This is a genomic window from Candidimonas sp. SYP-B2681 (assembly GCF_003971065.1).
GTDB lineage: Bacteria > Pseudomonadota > Gammaproteobacteria > Burkholderiales > Burkholderiaceae_B > Pollutimonas.
The window spans coordinates 297,612-321,616 of the sequence record NZ_RYDV01000005.1; the positions used below are offsets into that span (position 1 = coordinate 297,612).

The following is a 24,005-nucleotide window of genomic DNA, read 5'->3' on the forward strand; positions in this document are numbered from 1 at the left end:
CGCGACGGACAAGAAAAAAGCCGCAATAGCGGCTTTTACGAACGAATGATCGCTTTACTGCTGAAATTTCGCGGCGAACTTAGCGCGCGGATTGAGCCTTCGCGGCAGATACGGCTTTGTTACCTGAAAACAACGAAGCCACTTTAGCCGACAAGTTTTTGACAGCAGCAATGGGCTTGAAGCGGAATTGCTCTTCGATGGCTTGCATCATCAGCTGACGTTCGAGTTCGTCGGTTAAACGGGTTTCTTTGTCTACCTTGATCATGACTTACCTTTGTACTTGGATAAAGAACGAAATGTTCGGGTTTTCCCCATTATAGGGTTTACCCTAGTACAAGGCAAGGTTAGATTTCTTTACTTATTACGGTAACCGGCCTCTACCATCTCAAAGCTGAACAGGCGGCAATCCAGTGAACCGTTATACAAGGGGTAGCGCCGCAACGGTTTCAGACGTAAAGCGCGTGGCAGGTCCATGTCGCTGGAAATGATGCTTACGTTCCAGCCACTGTAGTTTTGTTTGAGGTTTTGGGCCCATGCGCGCCAAAGTCCGGTGTCTTCCTCGCTGGGTAAACGCTCGCCATATGGCGGGTTCGTGACCAGCCAGCCGATATCCGCCGCAGGTGGCACCAGCTTGGCATCACCGACTTCGAAACGAATCGAATCTGGAGTCAACCAAGACCGTTCCAGGTTCGCCTTTGCGGCATCGATCGCGGCGGGGTCGAGGTCGTATCCCACAATCGGGCTTTCAAGTCGCGTGGCGATGTGTGAGCGGGCCTCGTCCTTGATGTCGCGCCAATGGCGCGCATCATGGTTGCGCAGCCTTTCAAAACCGAAAGGACGCCAAATGCCCGGAGGAACACCCAATGCTATCCAAGCCGCTTCTATCAGTATTGTTCCGCTTCCGCAGAAGGGATCCATCAGCGCTTCAGCCGGATCCCAGCCTGAGAGCGCAAGAATACCCGCGGCTAGATTTTCGCGCAGTGGCGCCTCGCCCTTTGCGAGCCGCCAGCCCCGCTTGAACAGCGATTCGCCGGACGTGTCCAGATAGAGCGTAGCGCTGTCTTCGTCCAGAAATAGATGCACTCTGGCGTCGGGCCGGACGGTATCGATATCAGGGCGGGCTCCCTCGTGCTCGCGAAGGCGGTCGCAAATGCCGTCTTTGACGCGCAGATTGCAATATTGCAGGCTCTGCATGGGGCTGCGTATTGCCGAAGTGTCGACCCGTAAGGTTTGCTCGGCACCGAACCAGCGTTCCCAAGGGGTATCCATAGCGAGGTCGAGAATGTCGTCTTCATGGTATGCAGGACCATGTGCAACCTGTACCAAGACTCGCGTGGCGAGCCTGGAGTACAAGTTGGCGCGTAAGATCCCTGTCCAGTCGGTATGAAATCGGCAGCCTGCTCGTGCGGGTTCGGCATCGTCGAAGCCCAAGGCCTGCAGTTCGGCGACGAGTGCCTCTTCCAGCCCTTGCGGACATGGGGTGAACACGGGAAAAATCTCGGCACGAGCCGACCCGTGCGAACGCGAAAGGCCCCGACGCGGTTTTTCCCGAGCGTGTTCTTGCGTAGGCTGCGGCTGCGGTGTGCCAGCCTCGGGAATGGACTCGGTGGGATGACGCTTGCGCGACGGGGCCGGCTTTTCCATGTTCGCTCGGCTAGTCACCACCGCTGCCGGCGCCTGTACATTACGCTGCTGTTCCCGCTGGCGTTCGATCTGCGCGACTTGTCGCGCTCGTCCGCCTGCGCGCTTTCGGCGTTCGCCATCGGCAGGGGTAGATGGATCGACTTTTTTCTTCAGAGTGAGCGTCTTGCCCGTTTTGGCGTCGTTCATGGTTCTATAGGGTTTAAAAGGGTTTTGCTACGACTAAGGCAATAACGATCAGCAGCAAAATAACCGGTATTTCGTTGAACCATCGGTAGAACCGGTGGCTGTGGGTATTGGTATCGTGCTCAAATTTCTTCAGCATGCGTCCGCAGGCCAGGTGGTAAATGATCAGCAATATCACCGCTGTCAGTTTGGCGTGCATCCAACCTGACCCCATGCCTATCCCGTAGCCCAAGAACAGCCACAATCCAAATATCAAAGCCAGTATCGCCAGAGGCAGCATGAAGCGATACAGTCGGCGCGCCATGCCAATCAGGCACGTTTTAGTGGAAGCGTCGTGCACTTGAGCAAGGTTGACGTAAATTCTGGGCAGATAGAACAAGCCTGCGAACCACGAGGTAACGAACAGGATATGGAGGGTTTTAATCCAAAGCATAGGGCTATCCGCGCAATTGGCCGTCGCCGGCGAGGACCCATTTCATTGTTGTCAGGCCTTCAAGCCCGACTGGCCCGCGCGCGTGCAGGCGGTTAGTTGAAATTCCGATCTCGGCGCCGAGCCCATATTCGAAGCCGTCGGCGAAGCAGGTAGGCAGGTTCACGTATACGGAGCTGGAATCCACTTCGCGCTGGAAGCGGGTGGCTGCCTGCAAATTTTCGGTAACGATGGATTCAGTATGTTCCGAACTGTAAAGTGCAATATGGTCCATTGCTGCGTCAAGGCTATCAACCACGCGTATTGCCAGTATCGGCGCCAGGTATTCGGTTTTCCAGTCTTCTTCGGTGGCGCAAAGCGCCTGGGGCAATATGCTTCGGGTTCTATCGCATCCTCGCAGTTCAACGCCTTTTTCGGTAAGTGTTTGGGCCAGGCGCGGCAATAATTGAGCGGCAATGCTGGCATGAACCAACAGCGTTTCCATGGCACCGCAAATGCCGTAGCGATACGTTTTGGCGTTTACCGCTATGTCGTGAGCCTTATCCAGATCGGCGGCCTCGTCGACATAGATATGGCAGTTTCCATCCAGATGCTTGATTAAAGGTACTTTGGCTTCGGCGCTTAGCCGGGCGATAAGGCCTTTTCCGCCGCGAGGCACAATGACATCGATGAACTCGGTCATGGTAATAAGTTGGCCCACGGCGGCTCGATCGGTGGTGCCCACGACTTGCACGGCATGAGGCGGGAGGCCGGCATCGGCCAGGCCCTGCTGGATAATCGCGCCCAATGCAATATTCGAGTGAAAAGCTTCGCTGCCGCCGCGCAAAATGGTGGCATTGCCCGATTTGAGGCACAGTGCAGCGGCATCGATCGTGACGTTGGGTCGAGATTCGTAAATAATGCCAATGACGCCCAACGGTACACGCATCTGGGACACACGCATGCCGTTAGGCCGTATCGTTATTCCGTTCTGGCTTCCGATCGGATCGGGCATATCGGCGATTTGCAATAATCCGGTTGCCATGATGTCGATGGACTTATCGGTCAGTGTCAGCCGGTCAAGCAGAGCAGGGGCCAACTGATTGATCTGGGCTTGCGCGAGATCGCGTGCATTCTCTGCTTTTAGTTGTTCTTTTTGGTCGTGCAGACGACTGGCCATGGCCCTCAGCGCTTGCGCCTTGGCTTGACCAGAAGCGATCCGCATTTGTCTTGCGGCTAAGCGCGCCTGCTTTCCGAGAAGGTTCATATCGGAGGCATCTGGAGCGTTTTCGGCAATGGTATTGCCTGAATAATTTTGTAGTGTCATGGTAATGATGCAGAGTTTTGGCTTATACAGGAATTATCCCAGTATTCCGGGATTCCGTGGCAAGGGTTGGTGTAACGCTAACGGGAGGTACTTTTCGAGATGGCGATACGCAGCGCTAGCCGTCCGAGTTCTTCCCATGGGTCGGTCAGCCTACCCGGGACCTTCAGCCCTTTGATCAGCCGGTCGATATCGTGTGCATGTTGTACGGCGGCAGGCCACGTTTTTGCGGGGATGCGACTCAATGTCTGTCGCACCAAATGTTCGCGAGGCCCGAAAATTCGCTGGCGCCGCATTTCCGCCTGCAAATCCTGCCCTGCGGCCTGCGTCGCCGAAAGGCGGGCCAATACGCGGACCTCTTCGCCAATGGCCCATAGTACAAGAGGCAGTGCCTCACCCTCGGCGCGCAGGCCCGCAAGTACGGTGAGTGCCTTGGCGGCGTTGCCCGAGAGCATGGCATCGCGCAAGCCGAATACATCGTAACGAGCCACGTTGAGCACGGCTCTTTCTACATCGTTGGCGCTGATCTTGCCTTTCGGATACAGCAGCGCCAGCTTTTGCACTTCCTGGAATGCAGCGAGAAGATTCCCTTCCACTTTGTCGGCCATCCATTCCAGCGTGCCGGTGTCCAGCTGTTGTTCCTGGCGTGCCAGGCGCTGGCCAATCCACCGGGGCAGCTGTGCCCTGTCTACACTGCTTATTTCTACCCAGGTTCCCGCTTGTTCGAGACCCTGACACCACTTCGTGTTTCGCGTGGTCTTATCCAGACGGGGCAGGGTGATGATCATCATGGTATCGGCCAGCGTTCCGTGCTGGACCATACCGGAGAGCTTAAGCAGCGTATCACCACCGAGCTTGCCGGGCTTGCCTGTAGGCACCGCCACATCGACTAGCCTGCGATCGCCAAAAAGTGAAACGTTTTGAGTCGCAGCAATGACGGCAGACCAATCGCTGCGTGCATCCAGTATCAAGCTGATGCGCTCGCCATAGCCAGCTCGTACGGCGCCAGCACGAAGGGCGTCGACCGTCTCGATGACCAAGAGCGGTTCGTCGCCCGAAACGATGTAAAGACTGTCGAGCTGCGGCGGTGTCTTGGTTAACTGCTGTGCAAGACTGTCGGAATCCAGGCGGCGTCCCATAGCCCTATCGCGTGCCAGCGCCCGGGTCGATCTGCGGGATGCTCCATGGAGTTGGAACCGCGGTAGGATCAATTGGAGGCAGCGGCGCCGTACTGGCCGGAGTCTCTTCTACAGGCTGCGACCCGGCATCGGCGAAGGCATTGGCGACATCGGGCGAAGCCAGATGCCGAACTACACGATCAATCATGGATTGTTGCATTGCCTGGAAAATAGTGGCGATTTCACCCTGCTTGGCTTGAACAATGGAGTCGTCGTATGGAATCTCCCGGACTGACCGCAAGGTCGTCGGCGGCAAGATAATGTGACCCTTGGCATCGGTAAGCTGAAATACGAATTCAAGGTTCAACTCGTATTCTTCGACGCGACCTTGTGCGTCGATGGAAAGTTCTCGCAAGAATTGATTATTGGCCAACTGGATAAGCTTGGCCTGTGCATCGGCGGCCTCTTCCACGAATCGTGTGCGGGGCGAACTAGCGATAATGGCGCGACGCATGCCCGCCCCGAAGGCGGAGTTCTGGCCGATGTTGGTGTACAGAGTGGTAAAAGGCAGGGGTGAGACGCCTTTCATTTTGAAGCCACAAGCCGCCAATAGCAAGAAAATCGCTATGCAGGCGAGCCCGCGTAAGCAATGTTGCGTGGACAAGGTAAGCGAGGGCTTCAACGTTGGGCTTTGCATGCCTGAATTATCCGACAATGTTAACGAGTTTACCGGGCACGACAATAACCCGTTTGGGCTGACGGCCCTCAAGATACTTATGTGTAGCGTCGTGAGCCGCCGCGAGTTGTTCGATTTGTTCTTTCGTCGCGCCATTGGCGACCTTGATGGCACCGCGTAACTTGCCGTTGATTTGCAGAACCAGTTCGATTTCGTCAGCAATCAATGCCGCCTCATCAACGACAGGCCACGGGGCGTCGAGCAGGTCGCCGTAGGTTCGATCAAAACCGAGATCTTGCCAGAGCTGCCAGGTAATATGAGGAACCACGGGGTAGAGAACCCGCAACAGGATGGAAATTGTCTCGGACAATGCCCGCTTGGCAACAGCAGTGTCTGGCAGTGCAGCGGATTCCAGCGTGTTAAGCATTTTCATGCTGGTGGAAACGACCGTGTTGTACTGGATGCGCTGATAATCGTAGTCGGCCAGTTTAAGCAGGTTATAGATCTCGCGGCGCAGTGTCTTGGATGCCGCGTCGGCATCCGACCAGGCGCCGTCGCCACCGGTGACGCTTTCTATGGCGCCGCGACTGTTGTAGCAAAAAGACCATAGGCGCCGCAAATAACGATGGGCGCCGTCGACACCGGAATCCGACCATTCAAGCGTCTGTTCTGGCGGACTGGCAAACATGACAAAGAGTCGGGCGGTGTCGGCGCCCATGGAATCAATCAGCGATTGCGGATCGACGCCATTGTTCTTGGACTTCGACATGGTACCCATGCCGCCGTATTCCACAGAACTGCCGTCCGAAAGGAGCCGCGCGGTGGTGATGACCCCTTTGGCGTCGTAAATATTCTCGACCTCTTCAGGCCAAAAGTATTCGACTGCACCCTGTTCGGTTTTGCGCGAATAGATGTGATTCAGCACCATGCCCTGGCAAAGGAGGCGAGTGAAGGGTTCGTCGAACTTGACAAGGCCCATGTCACGCATGACCCGCGTCCAGAATCGCGCATACAGCAAATGCAAAACAGCATGCTCGATGCCGCCGATGTACTGGTCCATAGGCATCCAGTAGTCGTTGCGTTCATCGACCATGGCAGCGTCGTTACCGGCCGACGTATAGCGCATGAAGTACCAGGACGAATCGACGAAAGTGTCCATGGTGTCTGTTTCGCGCCGAGCCGCTATGCCACATTTGGGGCAATGACATGACAGAAACGCCTCGTTCTTGGTCAGCGGATTGCCGCTGCCATCGGGAATTAGATTGTCGGGAAGTACGACAGGCAAATCTTTCTCGGGTACCGGGACGGGACCGCAATCGGGACAGTGAATAATGGGGATCGGTGTACCCCAGTAGCGCTGTCTTGATATGCCCCAGTCGCGCAGGCGCCAGGTCGTTTTTTTCTCGCCCAGGTCTTTGGCTGCCAGGTCGGCAGCTACCGCGTCAACGGCGGCCGATGGCGTCAGGCCGTCGTACTTGCCTGAGTTGATCGTGCGACCTTGTTGTTTGTCGCCATACCAATCTTGCCACTGCCGGGTGGAGTAGGTCTTTCCTTCGACGGCAATGACGTCCTGAATGGGCAGACTGTATTTAATGGCAAAGGCAAAATCACGCTCATCGTGGCCCGGCACACCCATGACGGCACCATCGCCGTAGCTCATGAGCACATAGTTCCCGACCCAGACCGGGACAGGTTTGCCCGTGAGGGGATGTGCGACGGACAGGCCCGTAGGCATGCCCTCTTTTTCGCGCGTAGCCAGTTCGACTTCGGTGGTTCCGCCTTGCTTGCACGACTCAATAAACGACGCCAGTGCAGGATTGCTTGCTGCCGCGTGCATGGCCAGCGGATGTTCGGGGGCAACGGCACAGAAAGTGACGCCCATGATAGTGTCGGCGCGTGTCGTAAATACGTACATGCGGCCGTCTTGTATCAGTTTTCCGTTCTCGTCTTTGATGTCGTGGGGAAAAGCGAAGCGCACGCCTTCGCTTTTTCCGATCCAGTTTTCCTGCATCAGGCGGACCCGCTCGGGCCAGCCAGGCAAGCCGGATTTCACGTTTTCGAGCAGCTCTTCGGCGTAGTCAGTGATGCGCAAATAATAGCCGGGGATTTCCCGCTTTTCGACTGGCGCGCCCGATCGCCAACCCCGGCCATCGATAACCTGCTCGTTGGCCAATACCGTCTGGTCGACCGGATCCCAATTGACAACTTGAGTCTTGCGGTAAGCAATGCCTTTGTCCAGCATCTTAAGAAAAAGCCATTGGTTCCACTTGTAATACTTTGGATCGCACGCGCACATTTCCCGCGACCAGTCGACTGCCAGACCCATCGCCTTCATTTGTTTTTTCATGTAGGCGATGTTGTCGTACGTCCATTTGGCGGGAGGTACGCGGGACTTGATGGCGGCGTTTTCCGCCGGCATGCCAAAGGCATCCCACCCCATGGGCATCAGCACGTTATAACCGCGCATCCGCAATTGGCGCGTCATCATGTCATTGATGGTGTAGTTGCGGACATGACCCATGTGCAGCTTGCCACTTGGGTAGGGCAACATCGAACAAGCGTAGAACTTTGGCTTGGGCGAGCCATCGGCTGCCAAGGCGTTTTCTGTGACACGGTATGCGTCGCGTTCCTGCCAATTTTGATGGGAAGCTTGCTCGACGGCGTTGGGGTTATAACGTTCCTGCATAAGATCCGGTATCTGTGATTGGTTGCGCAAACCGTACATTATAGAATGCCTGATACAAAGACACTTTTTTGTGCGGAAAGTAGGGGGAAATAAAAAAACCCTGCCGGAGCAGGGTTTTCACAAGGAGCTAAATAAAATCAGCGCTTGCCAGAGATTCCGGCCGGGCCAGGCCGGTTCCGAGCACAGCGCGTGCGCGCTCTGGCCGCTTTATTTAAGCTTCATTTCCTTGTAGTCAACGTGCTTGCGAGCTACTGGATCAAATTTTTTGATCAGCATCTTTTCAGGCATGTTGCGTTTGTTCTTGGTGGTCGTGTAGAAGTGACCCGTGCCGGCGGTGGATTCGAGTTTGATCTTCTCGCGTATACCTTTTGCCATGTTTAGCTCCTTAAGATTAAATCGCGAGCGGCTTACGCACGCACGCCGCGGGCACGCAGGTCGGCCAGAACGGAGTCGATACCGTTCTTGTCGATAGTGCGCAGTGCGTGAGCCGAAATACGCAGGCGAACCCAGCGGTTTTCGCTCTCGACCCAGAAGCGGCGAGATTGCAGGTTAGGTAAAAAGCGACGCTTGGTTTTATTGTTCGCGTGCGAAACATTGTTGCCCACCATCGGGCCTTTGCCGGTAACTTGGCATACACGTGCCATGGTAATACCCCTTGATAATTTGCTTGATTCGGCCCCGCAACATAAAAAAGCGGTAAAGACAATGACCGTGGATCTGTAAAGCCTGACATTCTAATACGAAATAGACACCTAAATCAAGTCGCTTTCAAGGCTATGCGGCCGAATAACCACGACAAACAGGCGCATATTGCCAGGATGCCTGTGAGAGGTAAAGGCGAGGCGGTTTGCCAGATGCTGACTGTTAAACCAGCGCTTGCACCGCATAGCATTTGTAAAGTGCCCATAAGTGCCGAGGCGACGCCTAAGCGCTTGCCTTGTTCGGTCAGGGCCAATGCTGCTGCGTTCGGATTGACGAAGCCTTGGCTGGCCATAAAGCCCACCAAGCACAGCATTAAGGATAGTAACGTAATTACGCCGAGAATGGTCAGGAGCAACGCCGTCATGGTCATGGCGACCAGCGAAATCTGCGCTCTTCTAAGCAGCGTTTCAGGACTAAGGCGATTCAATAAGCGAGCGCTGACTTGAGCGGCCACGATAAGGGCTGCAGCATTGATGCCGAATAACAGGCCGAAATATTGCGGCGCCACGTTGAAGACTTCAATAAAGACACGAGGTGATCCAGCGATATAGGCGAACATTCCTGCGGAGCCGAAACCGCCGGCCAGAGTGAAGCACATGAATTGTCTGTGGCGCAGCAAAGCCCGGTAGTTGCGCGCAATGATCTTCATACCCAAAGGAATGACGCGATCCGGGTTAAGGGTCTCCTTCATGGTCATGACTACGCTGATCAGTAGTAAGGTAGCGCAGGCGGTCATGATGCCGAAAATGCCGCGCCAACTGCCGAAGGTAAGAATCTGTCCTCCCAGGATGGGCGCCAAAATAGGTGTTACCCCCATAACCAGCATCAAGATAGAGAGCGCCTTCGAAGCGTCGCGGGTGTCGAAATTATCGCGAATGACGGCACGCGGTATGACGAGCCCCGCGGCTCCGCCGAAAGCTTGGGCAATCCGCCATAAGGTCAGGTGTTCGATATCGCTGGTAAATGCGCAACCCATGGACGCCACGATAAAGATGAGCAGTCCTGCAATAAGAGGTTTTTTGCGGCCATAACGGTCGGCGATGGGGCCATAGAACAGCTGTGCCATGGCCAGGCCGAATAAATAGCTGGCCAATGTGCGTTCGACCCGACCGGGAGTCGTTCCCAGCCCTTGTGCGATGGCCGGAAAGGCCGGGAGATACATGTCGATGGCAAGTGGGCCTAATGCGGTCAATAGGCCCATCAGAATGAGCCAGCGCGGTATGACGGTCAGAGAGCTCGAAGCAGTCGGCATGTATCGAAACATTCGTAATCGAGTCTGATCTTAGCACGGCCGAAACTGGCGTTTCTTTCTCGGCCAATATGTGGCACTATTTTAGCTAACGATGGTTTCAATATAGGGAGTCCACCTTGAGCGCGGTCTTATCTGTTGTTGAAAGCAAGCTGTTTTCGTTACCACTTCCCGTACAGGTGATCATGCCTGACGGTCAGCATCTTGGTGCGAGCAACGCCAATATCCGGCTGACGATTAAAGATCGTTCTACCTTGGCCAATCTGGCGACTGGACAGGTCGGCGTACTTGGCGAGGACTATGTCGAAGGCAAATTCGATGTCCAGGGCTCCATGCGCGACCTTATGCGCCTGGCCGCAGCGATTTTGCCCGGTTCACCGATTGACGCCGCACGAGTTGGCCGCTTCACCGAGCTGATCCGGCGCCTGGTATCGGTGTGGCGCCACTCCATCGAACGCGATGAACGCCAAATTCAATTTCACTATGATCTTTCCGACGATTTCTACGCCTTGTGGCTGGATCCGCGCCGTGTGTACTCATGCGCCTATTTTCGAACTCCTGGTATGTCGATCGCTCAGGCACAAGAGGCCAAGCTCGATCACATTTGCCGTAAGCTCCGCTTGACTGAAGGCGAGCGTTTTCTTGATGTAGGCGCCGGCTGGGGCGGCTTGTTGCTTTGGGCCGCCGAGAACTATGGTGTCGATGCGACGGGTATCACGCTTTCCAGAAATCAGCATGCCTATGTAAACAAGCTTATCGCCGAAAAAGGCCTTGGTGGGCGAGTCCGCATGGATCTCCTCGATTACCGCAAGCTTGACGACAGCCGGCCCTACGACAAGATTGCGTCGGTGGGAATGTTCGAGCACGTAGGGCGCGCACAGCTGGCCGACTATTTTTCTAAGTTGCGGCGACTCGTTCGGCCCGGCGGGCTGGTGCTCAATCACGGGATCACGGCCGGTGGCATTGATAACGCCGAGCTGGGCGCAGGCATGGGCGAATTCATCGATAAGTATATTTTTCCCGGCGGCGAACTGACCCATATCAGTAGTGTCATCGAACGCCTTACCGAGGGCGGGCTGGAAGACCTCGATATCGAGAACCTGCGTCCTCATTATGCACGCACGCTATGGGCCTGGAGCGATGCTCTCGAGGCGCGGTTGCCGGAAGCACGGGCAACGTTGCAGGGTGCGCAGGGCGAACGCTCGTTGCGCGCATACCGCATGTATCTGGCGGGCTGCGCCATGGGCTTCGAGCATGGCTGGATAGCGCTACACCAAGTATTGGCTCAGCCGCGCGCACAGGGAGGTTCTGATGAACTCGACTGCCCTGCAGGTCAGGTCTATCCGTGGCGACGCGATTATATGTACGTCAGGTAAGCGCGCCGGTAAGAGCCGCGCTGCGCACTTAAAAGGGGACTACGTATCGAGAGGCATTCGCGTCGGATCTCCGTACCTTACGCAGGCGTCATTTGTAACTGGGTGATAACCCGGTTTTAATATCGGCTAATTTCTCGTAAACTGCTGCAAACCTCGCAGTTGATCAATCTGGCGTATGGTGGGTCTTAAGGCCCCATTACCTGTCAAACGAGTACTTCGTACTCTTCACGCTAGTGTCGGTATGTATCGGCGGTCATCCGTCTTCCGCACACCCCCTTAGCCCTGGCGCATCGTAGTGGTATTTCAGATGCGTCCATGTAACTCAAGGAGGCAAAACAGCCATGTCTATCCATGTGAGCTCTTCACATTTTACGTTCTCCGCGAACGTCCCTTCGCCATTCACGCGAATTGCCCTCGGCCTAGCAATGGCCACCGCATTGTTCGGTATCAGCTCTACAGGCAATACTGCGCAAGCAGCCGAAACGCCTAAGTGCGAAATCGATCGTCCGGTTAAATTTGGCGGCATGAACTGGGAGTCGAACCTGGTTTTGGTCGAAGTCGAACGTTTCATCGCTGAAAAAGGCTATGGATGCAAGACCGAAGTCCTTTCCGTTGAAACCCTACCCGCCCTCGCAGCGCTTGAGCGCGGCGACCTAGATATTAATACTGAAGTCTGGCTAAACAGCGTCGCCGAACCCTGGGCCAAAGCTGAGGCCAGTGGCAAGGTAAAGCGCATTGGCGATCTATACATGGGTGGCGAGGCGTGGTTTATCCCACGCTACACGGCCGAGCGCTTGCCCGAGCTGAAGTCGGCAGCCGACCTGCCTAAATTCAAAGATGAATTCAAAGATCCTGAAGAACCGTCCAAGGGCAGACTCTATGGCTGTCCGGCAGGTTGGGGATGCGAGGTTGTGAGCGGCAATTTGTTCAAGGCCTTGAATTTGGATGATACGTTCACCTTATTCTCGCCCGGCACGGGGGCTACACAGAAAGCAGCTCTTACATCAGCGTATCAGCGCAAGGAAAACATGGTTTTCTACTACTGGTACCCCACGCCTCTGGCGGGTTCCATGGATCTCGTGAAGCTTGATTTTCCCCCTTACGACAAAACGAAATTTGATTGCCTGACTGATCCGGACTGCGAGAATCCGGTGCCGTCCGCCTATCCCGATAATCCGGTTTTTACCGCTGTTTCCACCAAGTTTACGCAAGAGGCGCCCAAGCTGACCGAGTTCCTGTCCAAAGTTGCCGTACCTTTGCCGGTCATGGATAAGGTTATGGCGCATATGGAGGAAACCGAGGACGAGCCGAATGACGTCGCCAAGTGGTTTATGGAAAATAACGACCAGATTTGGAGCCAGTGGTTGCCGGCCGATGTGGCGTCGCGGGTAAAAGCAGCTCTATAGCACTCGTACGTCTTGCCACTCAGGTGGCAAGCCGGCCTTGCGCCGGAATCTTCATGTGACGATCGCTGCGGTCGTCACCTTTTACGAGTTTTACGGAGTTGATTTTATGTTTCCCGAAATTATTGCGCCTCGCGAGCTACGTGCGCCCATCGACGATTTTGTCGGCGGTATCGTGTCCAACTATTCGGACGTACTACGGGCATTTACTCAGCCCTTGCTCGATTTGTTGATCTGGATGGACCAGATCTTGCGGTCTGCACCATGGTGGGCCATTGTTCTGGCTGTCATGGGGCTCGCCTGGCTGGCCAGTCGCCGCATCGGTTTTTCGTTGGTGATCGGTGGCATGCTGTCATTGATCGGCGTCATCGGCCTGTGGGATGCAGCGATGCAGACTCTGTCTCTCATGATCGTGGCCGTGCTGATGTCCGTGGCCATTGGCATACCCATCGGGATCATGATGGCCAGCTTTAAATGGTTGCGCAGTATCCTGCTGCCAGTGCTGGACGTCATGCAGACCATGCCCAGCTTCGTCTATCTAATTCCCGTGGTGATGTTGTTCAACCTGGGCAAGATCGCTGCGATTATCGCGACCATCATTTATGCGGTGCCGCCAGTCATCAGACTTACCGATTTGGGCATACGCATGGTAGACAGCGAAGTACTAGAGGCCTCGCGCGCCTTTGGCGCCAATCGCACAAAGCAGTTGTTTGGCGTTCAGTTGCCGCTCGCCATGCCAAATATCATGGCTGGAATAAACCAGACCACCATGATGGCGCTGGCCATGGTCGTCATCGCGTCCATGATCGGGGTGCGCGGACTGGGTTATGAGGTTTTGCAGGGAATTAATCGACTGCAGGTAGGTCGTGGCGTCCTCGCTGGCCTCGCTATTGTCATTCTCGCGATTATTTTCGACCGGATCACCCAGGCGTTCGGGCAACGTCAGCATAAAGGAGCCTGATATGGCCAAGATCGAAGTACGTAATATTTTCAAGATTTTCGGGCCTCGTCCCCAGCGCTATCTGGAACAAGCCCGGGCAGGCATCAGCAAGGAAGAACTGCTGGCCAATAGTGACCATACCCTGGGCTTGCGCGATATTAGTTTGTCTATCGAAGAAGGCAGCATCTATGTGATCATGGGCTTGTCCGGTTCGGGAAAATCTACGCTCATTCGGCACTTCAATCGGCTAATTGAACCGACTGCCGGACAGATACTCGTCGATGATATTGACGTCATGACCCTGGGAAAAACGGCGCTGGAAAAATTCCGTCAGGAAAAAATGAGCATGGTGTTTCAGCGCTTCGGCTTGTTTCCCCATCGCACCGTAATCGAGAACGTCGCGTACGGCCTGAAGGTACAGGGTCTGGGCAAAGAACAACGCCGTGAACGCGCCCAGCACTGGCTTGAACAAGTGGGGCTGGCCGGTTTTGAAAACCAGTATCCTCATCAATTGTCGGGCGGCATGCAGCAGCGGGTGGGTCTGGCCCGTGCCTTGGCGACCGACGCGGAAATACTGTTGATGGATGAAGCATTTTCGGCGCTGGATCCATTGATACGCCGAGAAATGCAAGACCAGTTACTGCAATTACAGGCTCAACTCAACAAGACTATTGTCTTTATTACGCATGATCTTGACGAGGCCTTGCGCTTGGGCAACCGTATCGCCATTCTCAAGGGCGGCGAACTGGTGCAAGAAGGTACGCCTGAAGACATACTTCTTGCCCCGGCCGATGACTATGTTCAGTCGTTCTTGCAGGACGTCAATCGCAGCAAGGTCCTGAATGCTGCCCACGCATGCAACGAACCTTCACTTACCCTGACCATGCGTTCGCGACCTATCCATGCGGTAGAGCGTATGGCCGTGCGCAGTTTTGATTACACCGCTGTTCTTGACGGCAAGCGCCTGGCGGGTGTTTTGACCAGATCGGCGGCCGAGCGTGCCGCTCGCGATGGCGCGCGTGATATCGCCCGTTATGTTGAAGAGATGGCTTCGGTGCCATCGACGGCAGGGCTCGATGAGGTGTTGGGGCGCATGTTGCGCAGCACTGAGCCGCTTGCCGTAACGGGCGATAACGACGAGTTTTTAGGCATGCTTTCTCGGACCAAAGTTGTTGAGTTGGTTACGCCGGTTGTCGAGGGGACAGCCGGCGACGAAAGCGAATCGGTTACCGGGGACGCCTCGGCATCGCAACCAGAGGAAGCCGCGCAACAGCAGCATCGCGCTGCTGCCTAAATCGATCTTCCCGGGCGTGTTGTTCTTGCGTGGTGCCTGACAATATGCCCGTACCAACCAAAAAGCAGCATCGCCGACATACCAAGCCCTGCAAGCGCCATCAGCCACATGCTGGCGGCGCCTACAGGGCCGCCGGGCATGATTCGATCAATGATCGGTTGTAGTGCTCCGGCCGCGGGCCCGAAGCCCAGCCACCAGCCCCCGATCAGGCCCACTCCGGTCAGCGCAACGATCTGAAGCAACAAAGGGACGATGGCGACTTTGTAGGCGCGCAGCAAATAAGACCCAATGCATTGCATGGCGTCGCACAAATGAAACCAGGGAAGCACTTGCATTAAAGCGGCCGCTACCGTTGCGACTTGGATCTCGTTTGTGTAGGTGCGCAGTATGGTGGCTTTTCCGAAAATAAGAACGATCGCAGTCAGGCCTGCACCGGTGGCAACAATCGTTATGCCGGCCATCCCGGTTCTTCTGGCGCGTGGCATATCATTGGCGCCAATGGCCTGAGCCGTCAACGATGCGGTCGCTATACCTACCGCCATCGGCATCATGTAGCAAAGAGCGGCTAAATTTGCCATGATCTGGTGCCCTCCGGTGACATACATACCTTCCCGAGCCACTAGCAATGCCATGAAACTGAACGCGCAGATCTCGATAAGATACGAAGCGCCCATCGGGATGCCCAAGCGCAAAAGTTCTTTTTGACTGGCCCATTCGGGCTTTCCGAGATGAGGTTTGAAACGGCGAAAAAATGGATCATGGTAAATAACCCAAAGGCCGGCTCCTAGCATAAGCCATCCAACCACAGCCGAGGAAAGACCTGCGCCTGCCGCACCCATGGCCGGCAGCCCCAATTTGCCAAACATGAATATCCAGTTGAACAGCAGTTTGAAAAGTATGCTGACCAGATTTATCGCCATTACCGCTTTTGGGCGTGACACCGCTGTACACAGGGCATAAATGGCCCTGAAGATCAGAGTCGCGGGCAAGGCAAGAATCAGTGCCCGCAGGTACCAGGTGATTCCATTGCGAACAATCGGATCGACCTCTCCTGAAAAGGTAAGCCATATATTCGGGAACAGGAAAGTCAGTGCCCCTATGGCTGACAGCCCGAGGGCCAGCCATACCCCTTGGCCCCAGGCGCGTCCCACCTCAAGATATCGCTTGCCACCGAAGTGCTGAGCAATGATGGGTATCAAGGCATGAACCACACCCATCAGCCCAACGAACACGGTCAGATAGATGGAAACGCTAAGCGCCATGGCCTGAAGATCGGCAGCGCTGGCGTGTCCCGCCATGGCCGTATCGATGACGCCAAAAGCGATGCCTGCCCACGAGCTGATCAAAACCGGCCATGCCTGATGCAGGATTTCTTTCAGGTGAGGTCCGAAGCGCCCGCCTTTGGGACCCTGTGTCTTCATTACTTTTCTAAGCGCAGTAAACGGAATAGCTCATGGCGGTCGGCGCCGCGCGTGCCTTGCCAGACCACCGTGGCGGAGTCCGAGAACGCGGCGGTATCATCGGCTACGCTTTGGGGAGATGTTTGTTGCAAAATCAATGGGCAGCCCGAGTCATAACTGAAATTGATGGAGTTAAACACCAAAAACGACGACCTCTGACCGATGCCTACTGACAACGCGCGCACGCATTCGTTGGGTTTTTTGTTGATCTGCAATGCAGTTGCGAGCTGAGCCGATACCGCACGATAGCTGCGCACATAATCGAGTACGGGCATCCATAGGGTGACGAGCATCAGCCATGTCACGATAAGGCCACCGGCCGACAATACGGTGCCGCGCCACAGTGCCACTGGTTTGCTGTGCAGACGCCAGCGGACCAGCGCTATCCACGCCAGGGTGCCAAGGGCCGCAATGAACAGCGCGGGCCACGATATGAAGGCTTCGTAACCGCGGGTCTGGCGGGCGATATTGTGGGCGATCTGCCGTGGCCACCCTGTTTGCAGAGCAATCCAGCCTAGCCATACGGTGGCCGTAGTCAGCGAAAAGCACATTACGGCGAACCAGTCTAGGGAATTCACCACTCCGCGTCGCAAGGTGGGAAGTGCAAAAGCAGCAAGCACGGCAGCCGGCACTGCAAGCAGGCTGTACTCGGGCTCGAACACATCGGCCATGAATAGCATGGTGATAATCGGCCACACTGCAAACATCAGGGGTATCCAGATGTGGGGTGCCGCCAGCCACAAGCGCCAACGCCACAAGGCCAACAGTGCGAATGGCCACGTTGGCCACAGAAACCATGGCAAGTCGCGAAGCAAACTGACGACGACTTCATAGCGTGGCCAGGTGAACGAATGGATATTCCAAAGCCACCAATTGCGTGTCCAGTACTCGCTAAGCCGGTTGGCCGGGATCCACCATAGCAACATCATCGTAACGGCGATTGCCACGGTGATGACCAGCCATTTCTTTTGTTCCCATAAGGCGCTGCGGGGCCTGAAGCAAAAGGATACGGCCAGCATGATGGGAAGGGCGCCTATCCAACCCCGCGTCAGAAACGCAGCCCCGAGCGCCAACCCCAGGGTAAGGGCTCCGGACGCTGGTTGGTCCAGCATGCGCGCCACGGCGTAAAAGGCCAGTGCCTGGAACGCGATCAGTGCCGGCACCTCGGACGTTTCATGCATCCGCCATAGAATGCCGACTGTCGCGACAATGAGTAGCAAGGCGGCATCGGCGATCATGCGTCCGTAATCGCGCACGGTGGGTTCGCCGCCAAAGGGCAGGGCAAGAGGTTGCGGTTCGGGCCGGCGGCCCAGAAGGTAACTGCCGTACCACACGGAAGCGGTAAGTAATCCGAACCAAAGAAGGTTAGGTAAGCGCGACGCAATAATGGCCGCGTTGAGTGGCGTGGTGAAATGTTCGAATAATGGTCCGAACAGCCAGATGCTGAATGCCCCCACCCACATGGTCAGCGGGCCGTCCTGGGCGTGCGCCAGCACGCCGATTTGCGGCAGCAGCATGGCAGCGCCCGTGTCCTGCAAAGCCGTCATCATGGTGGCTAGGCCGACCACGTCATCGGTTTTCCAAGGGTCTCGAAAGAACAGCCCAGCCAAGATATAAATTACACCTACCACTACCAAGAATAGCCTGGGCAGTTTGACCGTTGCCGTTGCGGTTAAGCGGGCAGGAGTAGAAAGGGGGTCGCTCGAAGACACAGGGGTGCGCCCTTAAAGGATGGAGGGAACTATCTTAAATTAAAAAGGCAGCCCGGAGGCTGCCTTTCGCGAACACGGACGGATACCCTGTCGGCTTACGACGCCTTGGGAGTAACTGTACCTGTAGTGCGGGCAAAACGGGCACGGAATTTTTCGACGCGGCCAGTTTCGACAATACGCGTTTGTGCGCCAGTGTAAAACGGATGCGATTCCGAGGTAACTTCGCACTTGAACAAGGGGTAAGTCTTGCCGTCAAGTTCGACGGTTTCGCGGCTGTGTAGAGTAGAGCGCGAAATAAATTTAGTGCCTGTTTGCTGATCCAGAAACACCACTTCGCGGTATTCGGGGTGGATGCCTTCTTTCATGATGTATTCCTGTCGTATCTCGATAAGGGCGGGTCGCCAGCTAGTGAATTTACTAACCACGTATCCAAAGTAACGCAGCATTCTAACATGGCGTCCCCCCAGCTTCCAAGCCAAATTTGGGAGCGTATCCGTTGTAGTTGTTCGCAGGCCTCATGTCGCAGGTGGCCAGGTTATCAGGCACCGGTACCATTCATTGTAAGGGCAACTTCCCGAATCGGCGTCTATGCGGCTCGGTGTTCGGGGCATTGTTCCTGTATCAGGCCATCTCGGATTCGGTCGATTGGGGCATTCATCATTTCGGCAAGAATGCATGCACTACTTTCTATAAAGGTTTGCCAGGAGCCGGCGCAGGCGATGACGCGATCGGGCCGGACGAGTAACCATTGGCCCCGGTAGGATTCAAACAAGGGATCATAATGGCTATCAAGCACCGTGGCCGCACGTATTGTCTCGCCAGCGGCGCCCTGGGTCCACGTTTCGTTGGCGCCCTTTTCGTTGACGATTACGATCGTAGCGTCGAAGCGGCGTGCCTGAGATACGATCTGTTCCACGCCATGCTTGCTGCTTGCCACCCCTATCAGTGCAAAACCTGTGCCGGTCAGTTCGTCAAGCAGATGCTCTTCACCGTTGACCGACACCTTGGGGTTCGGATTGATACGACCGATGATGTCCTTTTTCTTGCCTTGCTCGGCGCCAGGTTGAACCAGAGAGGAGCGTAAAAACGGTCTGGGAATGTATTTCATTTCCCGGATGTAGCTGGTAGCGGCGGGAATCAGACGAAGCAAGCCAAAGAACGCATCGCGCATGAGCGACATCGGAATGGATTGAACCATTTGTAGCTTGCCATTCATGGTCGCCATCTTGATGGTCTTCAAGACGGCCTCCCAGCGCTCGGTGTTGTAGGTGTCGAGCAAGGCCTGTGGTGCGCCGTTATTAATAACGCGGGCGAGTTTCCAGCCGAGATTGTTGGCATCGCGAGCGCCACTGTTCATACCCTGAGATCCGAAGACTGGCATCAGGTGGGCGGCATCGCCAATAAGAAAAATTCGTCCGTGATGTAGTTTGGGGGCGATACGGGCACGGAAAGTGTGCACCACCTTGCGGATGATGTTGAGCTCATCGTAGTTACGCCAAGGCTTGAATAGATGACGAAGCGTGTCGTCATCAAGCAGGTCCTCGGCAGTCTCATCGTTTCGTAGTGAAAATTCGAATCGACGGCCATTCGGGGCGGGCATGCTGAAGAAGTTGCGCCGCCACCCCATTTTGGTCAGTGCCATGGGACTGGGGTCAATATCGTCAAGAACGTCGATGACGACGTGGCGCACACCGAACTTATCGACCTCGTCGAATGAGAGGTTCAAATGCTTGCGGCAAACACTATGCGCTCCATCGGCTCCCACCAGAAATTGACCATGAAAAGTTGATTCATTGCCATTCGCCTGTCTGGCAACGACTTGAACGCCAGTCTGCGCGTCGTCGTCAATACGGACTACTTCTTGATCAAACTTGACCGTGACGTAATCGGTCTCGACGGCGGCATTGAACAGAATTTTTTCGAAGTCGGGTTGATAGATCGCAGCCCGATTAGGGAAGCCGTGTTCAGTGATACGGCCGCGGACGAAACCCAAACGCAGTCCAAGCGGGGATACATAGTCGTAGGAAATCGGGTATTTGGCATGATGTTTCATTGCCATGCCCATGCCCATGGCGTGCAGCAACCTGAAAAACTCATCATCGATATTCAGCGCTTTCGGAAAAGGCGAAAGCGCCGGGTCACGTTCCAGGACGAGCGTCCTGACGTGATAACTGCCCAAAATGTTGGCCAGGGTCAGTCCGGATGGTCCTGTTCCCACAATGATGACGTCGTATTGTCCTTTCACTTCAGTTTGCCTTTAGTCAGTCGTCGTTGTTTCAAGCGGGAAGCCGTCGCGATGTGCCCATTCTGACAACGAGGCGTCGTAGAGCTTTACGTTCTCTTGTCCTGCAAGTGTCAAGGCGAATACGACCAGGCTGGCCGAAATTCCTCCGCCGCAGTAGGCAACAACATTGCGTCCGGGATTCAGCAACTGTTTGTCGCTCAGTATGGCGGTCATCGCGGGTACAGATATGAACAGCCCGGTTTCAGGGTCGACCAGACTTGCCGCCGGCACATTGACGCTGCCGGGGATATGCCCTGGACGTCCCCCGTGAACGCGGCTCTTGCCGGAAAATTTGTCAGGCGGCAGGGCATTGACCAAGGCGAGTTGCGGCTCGCCCAGACGCGACCGCAAGGTGTCGCCGTCAATGGCAAGATTACGCTCGGATGCGGCTTGCGCGTTGCCCGTCGGCCGTGGCGTGGCTTCGCCGCTCTCGGTGGGAAAGCCAGAATGCTGCCAATAACGGAAACCACCGTTGAGTACGTAGGCGTTATTCAGACCAAATTGACGGAACATCCACCAGATGCGGGTGGCCCACCATGGGTTTCCTGTGCTGTAAACGACGACAATGCTGTCGTGGTTGACACCGAATTTGCGCAACGCCGTTTCGAACTCGCCAGCTGTCGGAAGCATGAAGTTATAGGGGCTGTCCGCATCTGAGAGCTCGGCTTGCAGGTCAATAAACTGCGCTGAGGGAATATGGCCTTGCCGAAAGGCATCGCGTTCGGCGACCACTTTTTCCACGCCGTTTTCATCAGCCACAATATTGGCCGTGCAATCGAACACCAGCACATCGCTGCGGTGAAGGTTGGCGGCGAGCCAATCGGCCTGTGCCAGCCCATTGGCCGGATGGAGAGAATTTTGAGTCATAACAGATGCTTCTATCTAAACGGGTCGGAGGTCAATTCAGGAAAAACTTGTTCAGCTGTTCTGCGGAGGGCTGTTCGCGAATCAGGCCGAGCTTTTTCATATTTCCTGCCAGAACGTCGGCTTCGGTGGGATAAAGCGCCGAATCCAGCACCACGCGCTCTACGCCAATCTTGACGATGTCTTGCGGAAAATCCTGCGACTTGGTCATGAATTCAATCCATTGCTGGGTCTGCTCGTTGAACTGCTTGGTGGTCTCGCTGGCAGCGGTGACGATGTCTTTGATTGCTGTGCCATTAGCTTCGATGAACTTGCTATTGGCAGCAACCGCATTGTTCACGCCTTTGAATGAGTTCTCGGCGATATTTACGGGAGGGTAGTACGCATAGCCTCCGCTTACCGCTGTAGCGCCAAATGGTTCGAAGACAGCCGAGCAGTCGACCGTTTTATCTTTCAATACTTGCAATACTGGCGGACCCGCCACTGCAAAGTTGACCTTCTTCACGTCCGCTGCACTTTGGCCGTGGGTGCGCAAGGCGTCATCCAGAAAAATCTCTGGGAAGCCCGCGACGACGCCTATGGTCTTTCCCTTTAGGTCGGACCAGTCGTTGATTTTGATATCGTTGTTGCACACCAGGTTGATGGCGCCGCGTGCCAGGCCCGTAATGAATTTGAACTTCGGTTCATTGTTCTTGGCTGATTCGGTGATCAGGTTGGCGTACCCTAACGAGGAAATGTCCAGATCGCCTCGGCTCAAGGCGATAGCGGCATCGGCATACCGTTGGAACTTTATGTATTCGAACGAATATTGGCTCCCAAGTTGCTGCTGTAGATTCAGTACTGCTGCGTCATGCAGCTGCGAGAAATACCCCACACGTACCTTGGTTTTTTCCTGGGCGTGCACCGCCGAGGTAGACAGCCCCAGCCCTAAGGCAACCGTGGCTGCGATGGCAAGTTTGTTAAATTTCATTAAAGAATCCTTAAATCAAAAGCCAAGATGGGTAAGCGCGATCAGTTTGAGTCGGTTAAATTCGGAATCCGTTACGCTGCGCGGATGCGGAAGGTCTACCGGAATCTCGACCGCAATTCGCGCAGGTCGTTGAGTGAAGACCAAGGTCCGATTGCCCAGGTAGATGGCTTCATCAACACTGTGCGTAATCAGCAAGATGGTGATGTTCGTGGCTTGCCAGATTTCAATGAGCTTCTGTTGCATTTTTTGTCGCGTCATCGCGTCCAGGGCGGCAAATGGTTCGTCCATGAGCAGAACCCGGCTATCGGTCACCAAGACTCGAGCGATCGAGGCCAGTTGGCGCATGCCGCCCGATAGTTGATGCGGCCATTTTTCGCCGAAGTCTTGCAGGCCAACAAGCTTGAGAGTGGACTGTATTTTGGCGACCTTCTGAGCTTTCGAGAGCTTGACGTTCTTTAGCCCGAAAGCCACGTTCTCGTATACAGTCAGCCAGGGAAACAACGCCGCCGTATCTTGAAACACAACACCTTGCAAACGTGAAGGACCGTCGATTGGCTCGCCATTCAAGGTGGCAGTGCCGCTCGAAGGGGCCTCAAAGCCCGCGAGGATATTCAAGAGCGAGCTTTTTCCGCAACCCGAAGGGCCCAGGATGCAAAGGAACTCTCCGGCACGTATTTGCAGATCGAGTCCGTCGATTGCGACAACGTCACCCGTACTGTCTCGATAGACCTTTCGCAGGTCGTTCACGGCGATTTCGGCCGCGACGTGTGCCGCTGTCGTAGAAATAAATGTTGTTTGCATGCTTATTTTGCCGTGTCCACGTTCCAGAATAAATATCTCCTGACGATCATCAGCAGTGCGCGATCCGACAAAAATCCGAATAGTCCTACCGTTGCCATGGCAGCCGCGACGACGTCCATGCGGTTGTAGTAGTAGGCGTCCCATAGGTCATATCCCAGCCCCGACTTGACTGCAACCATTTCTGATATCACCACCAGCATCCATGACAAGCCCATGGCGATGCGCGCACCGACAAGTAGTGAAGGCAAGGCGGCGGGAAGAACGATGCGCCATAGAATTTGTGCTGGTGTGGCGTCGAGCATGCGCGCGCTGCGCAAATGCAGCGTCGATATATGGCGCGCACCGGCCGTCGCGTTAAGCACAATAGGAAAGAATGCACCGATGGCAACCAACGCTACCGCCGCCGAACTTCCTATGCCAAAAAAGATCAGGCAAAACGGAATCCAGGACGCGGTGGGAATAGGGCGTAAGAGTTGCAGGACCGGGTCAAGCAAATCGGAGGCAAGTTTGGAGCGCCCGATAATAATTCCTAACGGTGCACCAATAAGCAAAGCGGCCAGAAAGCCCGCGGCGACTCGGGAACCGCTGTCCCGTAAGGAAGTAAGCCAAGTACCCGAGTAACGACCGGGTTCTCCGAATATCCATGTATCCAGGGCGGTGGCCACTTCGGTGGGGGCGGGAATAAACCCATCGCCGAGGCCATATTGTTTAACTAAAAACTGCCAGAGGATGAGAGCTAATAGGGGGGGAATCAAACGCCGGACAAACCTTGGCGTGTTTTGTATTGTTGACACGTAAACGTTGGTATTAGGGAAAACCATATTATAGGAAGCGATCCCCCACTACCTTAGCCAGATTGCTGGTTTGCTTATAGCCTATATGTATATAAAACAGCCTTTGATACTGGTTT

General features: G+C 55.2%; 22 protein-coding genes. 4 read left to right on the top strand and 18 right to left on the bottom strand.

All coding sequences use genetic code 11. The features are described from left to right. Window positions 1-79: 79 nt before the first annotated feature. The 10 genes from EKL30_RS12610 to EKL30_RS12655 form a co-directional block, all read right to left on the bottom strand. Entirely contained in the window at window positions 80-265 is a 186-nt protein-coding gene (locus EKL30_RS12610; RefSeq protein WP_126707573.1) for a hypothetical protein, read from the bottom strand. 89 nt (window positions 266-354) lie between these two features. Next, window positions 355-1,830 (bottom strand): class I SAM-dependent RNA methyltransferase, encoded by a 1,476-nt coding sequence (locus EKL30_RS12615; RefSeq protein WP_126707574.1) that lies wholly within the window; start codon window positions 1,828-1,830, stop codon window positions 355-357. Window positions 1,831-1,843: 13 nt separating this feature from the next. Beyond that, on the bottom strand, window positions 1,844-2,260 hold the full coding sequence (locus EKL30_RS12620) for a CopD family protein (protein WP_126707575.1): 417 nt from the start codon (window positions 2,258-2,260) through the stop codon (window positions 1,844-1,846). Window positions 2,261-2,264: 4 nt separating this feature from the next. Further along, window positions 2,265-3,563 (bottom strand): glutamate-5-semialdehyde dehydrogenase, encoded by a 1,299-nt coding sequence (locus tag EKL30_RS12625; RefSeq protein ID WP_126707576.1) that lies wholly within the window; start codon window positions 3,561-3,563, stop codon window positions 2,265-2,267. Between the two features lie 77 nt (window positions 3,564-3,640). Beyond that, window positions 3,641-4,699 carry a DNA polymerase III subunit delta gene (gene holA, locus EKL30_RS12630; protein ID WP_126707577.1) on the bottom strand — a complete coding sequence of 353 codons (1,059 nt, stop codon included), beginning with the start codon at window positions 4,697-4,699 and terminating at the stop codon, window positions 3,641-3,643. A gap of 4 nt (window positions 4,700-4,703) precedes the next feature. Continuing rightward, window positions 4,704-5,375: an LPS assembly lipoprotein LptE gene (lptE, locus tag EKL30_RS12635; protein WP_126707578.1), complete on the bottom strand. Its 672-nt coding sequence runs from the start codon at window positions 5,373-5,375 to the stop codon at window positions 4,704-4,706. A 7-nt stretch (window positions 5,376-5,382) separates the two neighbouring features. Continuing rightward, entirely contained in the window at window positions 5,383-8,040 is a 2,658-nt protein-coding gene (gene leuS, locus EKL30_RS12640) for a leucine--tRNA ligase (protein ID WP_126707579.1), read from the bottom strand. A 207-nt stretch (window positions 8,041-8,247) separates the two neighbouring features. Beyond that, window positions 8,248-8,415 carry a 50S ribosomal protein L33 gene (gene rpmG, locus EKL30_RS12645; protein WP_073108878.1) on the bottom strand — a complete coding sequence of 56 codons (168 nt, stop codon included), beginning with the start codon at window positions 8,413-8,415 and terminating at the stop codon, window positions 8,248-8,250. A 32-nt stretch (window positions 8,416-8,447) separates the two neighbouring features. Then, a complete protein-coding gene (gene rpmB, locus EKL30_RS12650; RefSeq protein WP_073108873.1) occupies window positions 8,448-8,684 on the bottom strand; it encodes a 50S ribosomal protein L28 in 237 nt (78 codons plus the stop codon). A gap of 113 nt (window positions 8,685-8,797) precedes the next feature. Further along, entirely contained in the window at window positions 8,798-9,994 is a 1,197-nt protein-coding gene (locus tag EKL30_RS12655) for a Bcr/CflA family multidrug efflux MFS transporter (RefSeq protein ID WP_199748557.1), read from the bottom strand. Window positions 9,995-10,110: 116 nt separating this feature from the next. Here EKL30_RS12655 and EKL30_RS12660 point away from each other — a divergent pair, with 116 nt between their 5' ends. The 4 genes from EKL30_RS12660 to EKL30_RS12675 all read left to right on the top strand — a co-directional run bounded on the left by EKL30_RS12660 (window position 10,111) and on the right by EKL30_RS12675 (window position 15,004). Beyond that, window positions 10,111-11,367 carry a class I SAM-dependent methyltransferase gene (locus EKL30_RS12660; protein WP_126707580.1) on the top strand — a complete coding sequence of 419 codons (1,257 nt, stop codon included), beginning with the start codon at window positions 10,111-10,113 and terminating at the stop codon, window positions 11,365-11,367. A 425-nt stretch (window positions 11,368-11,792) separates the two neighbouring features. Further along, window positions 11,793-12,773 carry an ABC transporter substrate-binding protein gene (locus EKL30_RS12665; protein WP_233583087.1) on the top strand — a complete coding sequence of 327 codons (981 nt, stop codon included), beginning with the start codon at window positions 11,793-11,795 and terminating at the stop codon, window positions 12,771-12,773. 106 nt (window positions 12,774-12,879) lie between these two features. Next, window positions 12,880-13,731, top strand: a complete 852-nt coding sequence (locus EKL30_RS12670; RefSeq protein WP_126707582.1) for a proline/glycine betaine ABC transporter permease — start codon at window positions 12,880-12,882, stop codon at window positions 13,729-13,731. A 1-nt stretch (window position 13,732) separates the two neighbouring features. Further along, window positions 13,733-15,004, top strand: coding sequence for a glycine betaine/L-proline ABC transporter ATP-binding protein (locus tag EKL30_RS12675; protein ID WP_126707583.1), 1,272 nt, complete (start codon window positions 13,733-13,735; stop codon window positions 15,002-15,004). On the opposite strand, the gene EKL30_RS12680 is transcribed toward EKL30_RS12675, so the two are convergent. From EKL30_RS12680 to EKL30_RS12715, 8 genes are all read right to left on the bottom strand, one after another. Further along, window positions 15,001-16,425, bottom strand: a complete 1,425-nt coding sequence (locus tag EKL30_RS12680) for an MATE family efflux transporter (RefSeq protein WP_126707584.1) — start codon at window positions 16,423-16,425, stop codon at window positions 15,001-15,003. The genes EKL30_RS12675 and EKL30_RS12680 overlap by 4 nt on opposite strands. Continuing rightward, window positions 16,425-18,176 carry a glycosyltransferase family 39 protein gene (locus EKL30_RS12685; protein WP_126707585.1) on the bottom strand — a complete coding sequence of 584 codons (1,752 nt, stop codon included), beginning with the start codon at window positions 18,174-18,176 and terminating at the stop codon, window positions 16,425-16,427. The genes EKL30_RS12680 and EKL30_RS12685 overlap by 1 nt, the downstream gene beginning before the upstream one ends. Before the next feature lie 95 nt (window positions 18,177-18,271). Then, window positions 18,272-18,541 carry a type B 50S ribosomal protein L31 gene (locus EKL30_RS12690; protein WP_126707586.1) on the bottom strand — a complete coding sequence of 90 codons (270 nt, stop codon included), beginning with the start codon at window positions 18,539-18,541 and terminating at the stop codon, window positions 18,272-18,274. 221 nt (window positions 18,542-18,762) lie between these two features. After that, window positions 18,763-20,421 (bottom strand): FAD-dependent monooxygenase, encoded by a 1,659-nt coding sequence (locus EKL30_RS12695; protein ID WP_126707587.1) that lies wholly within the window; start codon window positions 20,419-20,421, stop codon window positions 18,763-18,765. Between the two features lie 12 nt (window positions 20,422-20,433). Beyond that, complete coding sequence (locus EKL30_RS12700; protein ID WP_126707588.1) at window positions 20,434-21,327, bottom strand: sulfurtransferase; 894 nt, start codon at window positions 21,325-21,327, stop codon at window positions 20,434-20,436. Window positions 21,328-21,358: 31 nt separating this feature from the next. Continuing rightward, window positions 21,359-22,294: an ABC transporter substrate-binding protein gene (locus EKL30_RS12705; protein WP_126707589.1), complete on the bottom strand. Its 936-nt coding sequence runs from the start codon at window positions 22,292-22,294 to the stop codon at window positions 21,359-21,361. A gap of 15 nt (window positions 22,295-22,309) precedes the next feature. Then, window positions 22,310-23,095, bottom strand: a complete 786-nt coding sequence (locus EKL30_RS12710) for an ABC transporter ATP-binding protein (protein ID WP_158618414.1) — start codon at window positions 23,093-23,095, stop codon at window positions 22,310-22,312. Window positions 23,096-23,097: 2 nt separating this feature from the next. Then, on the bottom strand, window positions 23,098-23,850 hold the full coding sequence (locus tag EKL30_RS12715; RefSeq protein ID WP_158618415.1) for an ABC transporter permease: 753 nt from the start codon (window positions 23,848-23,850) through the stop codon (window positions 23,098-23,100). Window positions 23,851-24,005: the final 155 nt, after the last annotated feature.

Coding starts and splice junctions, on each gene's coding strand:
- EKL30_RS12680 (WP_126707584.1), bottom strand. CDS start 16,425: ATGAAGACACAGGGTCCCAAAGGCGGGCGCTTCGGACCTCACCTGAAA.
- EKL30_RS12610 (WP_126707573.1), bottom strand. CDS start 265: ATGATCAAGGTAGACAAAGAAACCCGTTTAACCGACGAACTCGAACGT.
- EKL30_RS12705 (WP_126707589.1), bottom strand. CDS start 22,294: ATGAAATTTAACAAACTTGCCATCGCAGCCACGGTTGCCTTAGGGCTG.
- EKL30_RS12615 (WP_126707574.1), bottom strand. CDS start 1,830: ATGAACGACGCCAAAACGGGCAAGACGCTCACTCTGAAGAAAAAAGTC.
- EKL30_RS12710 (WP_158618414.1), bottom strand. CDS start 23,095: ATGCAAACAACATTTATTTCTACGACAGCGGCACACGTCGCGGCCGAA.
- rpmB (WP_073108873.1), bottom strand. CDS start 8,684: ATGGCACGTGTATGCCAAGTTACCGGCAAAGGCCCGATGGTGGGCAAC.
- lptE (WP_126707578.1), bottom strand. CDS start 5,375: ATGCAAAGCCCAACGTTGAAGCCCTCGCTTACCTTGTCCACGCAACAT.
- holA (WP_126707577.1), bottom strand. CDS start 4,699: ATGGGACGCCGCCTGGATTCCGACAGTCTTGCACAGCAGTTAACCAAG.
- EKL30_RS12670 (WP_126707582.1), top strand. CDS start 12,880: ATGTTTCCCGAAATTATTGCGCCTCGCGAGCTACGTGCGCCCATCGAC.
- EKL30_RS12655 (WP_199748557.1), bottom strand. CDS start 9,994: ATGCCGACTGCTTCGAGCTCTCTGACCGTCATACCGCGCTGGCTCATT.
- rpmG (WP_073108878.1), bottom strand. CDS start 8,415: ATGGCAAAAGGTATACGCGAGAAGATCAAACTCGAATCCACCGCCGGC.
- EKL30_RS12690 (WP_126707586.1), bottom strand. CDS start 18,541: ATGAAAGAAGGCATCCACCCCGAATACCGCGAAGTGGTGTTTCTGGAT.
- EKL30_RS12665 (WP_233583087.1), top strand. CDS start 11,793: ATGGCCACCGCATTGTTCGGTATCAGCTCTACAGGCAATACTGCGCAA.
- leuS (WP_126707579.1), bottom strand. CDS start 8,040: ATGCAGGAACGTTATAACCCCAACGCCGTCGAGCAAGCTTCCCATCAA.
- EKL30_RS12625 (WP_126707576.1), bottom strand. CDS start 3,563: ATGACACTACAAAATTATTCAGGCAATACCATTGCCGAAAACGCTCCA.
- EKL30_RS12620 (WP_126707575.1), bottom strand. CDS start 2,260: ATGCTTTGGATTAAAACCCTCCATATCCTGTTCGTTACCTCGTGGTTC.
- EKL30_RS12700 (WP_126707588.1), bottom strand. CDS start 21,327: ATGACTCAAAATTCTCTCCATCCGGCCAATGGGCTGGCACAGGCCGAT.
- EKL30_RS12675 (WP_126707583.1), top strand. CDS start 13,733: ATGGCCAAGATCGAAGTACGTAATATTTTCAAGATTTTCGGGCCTCGT.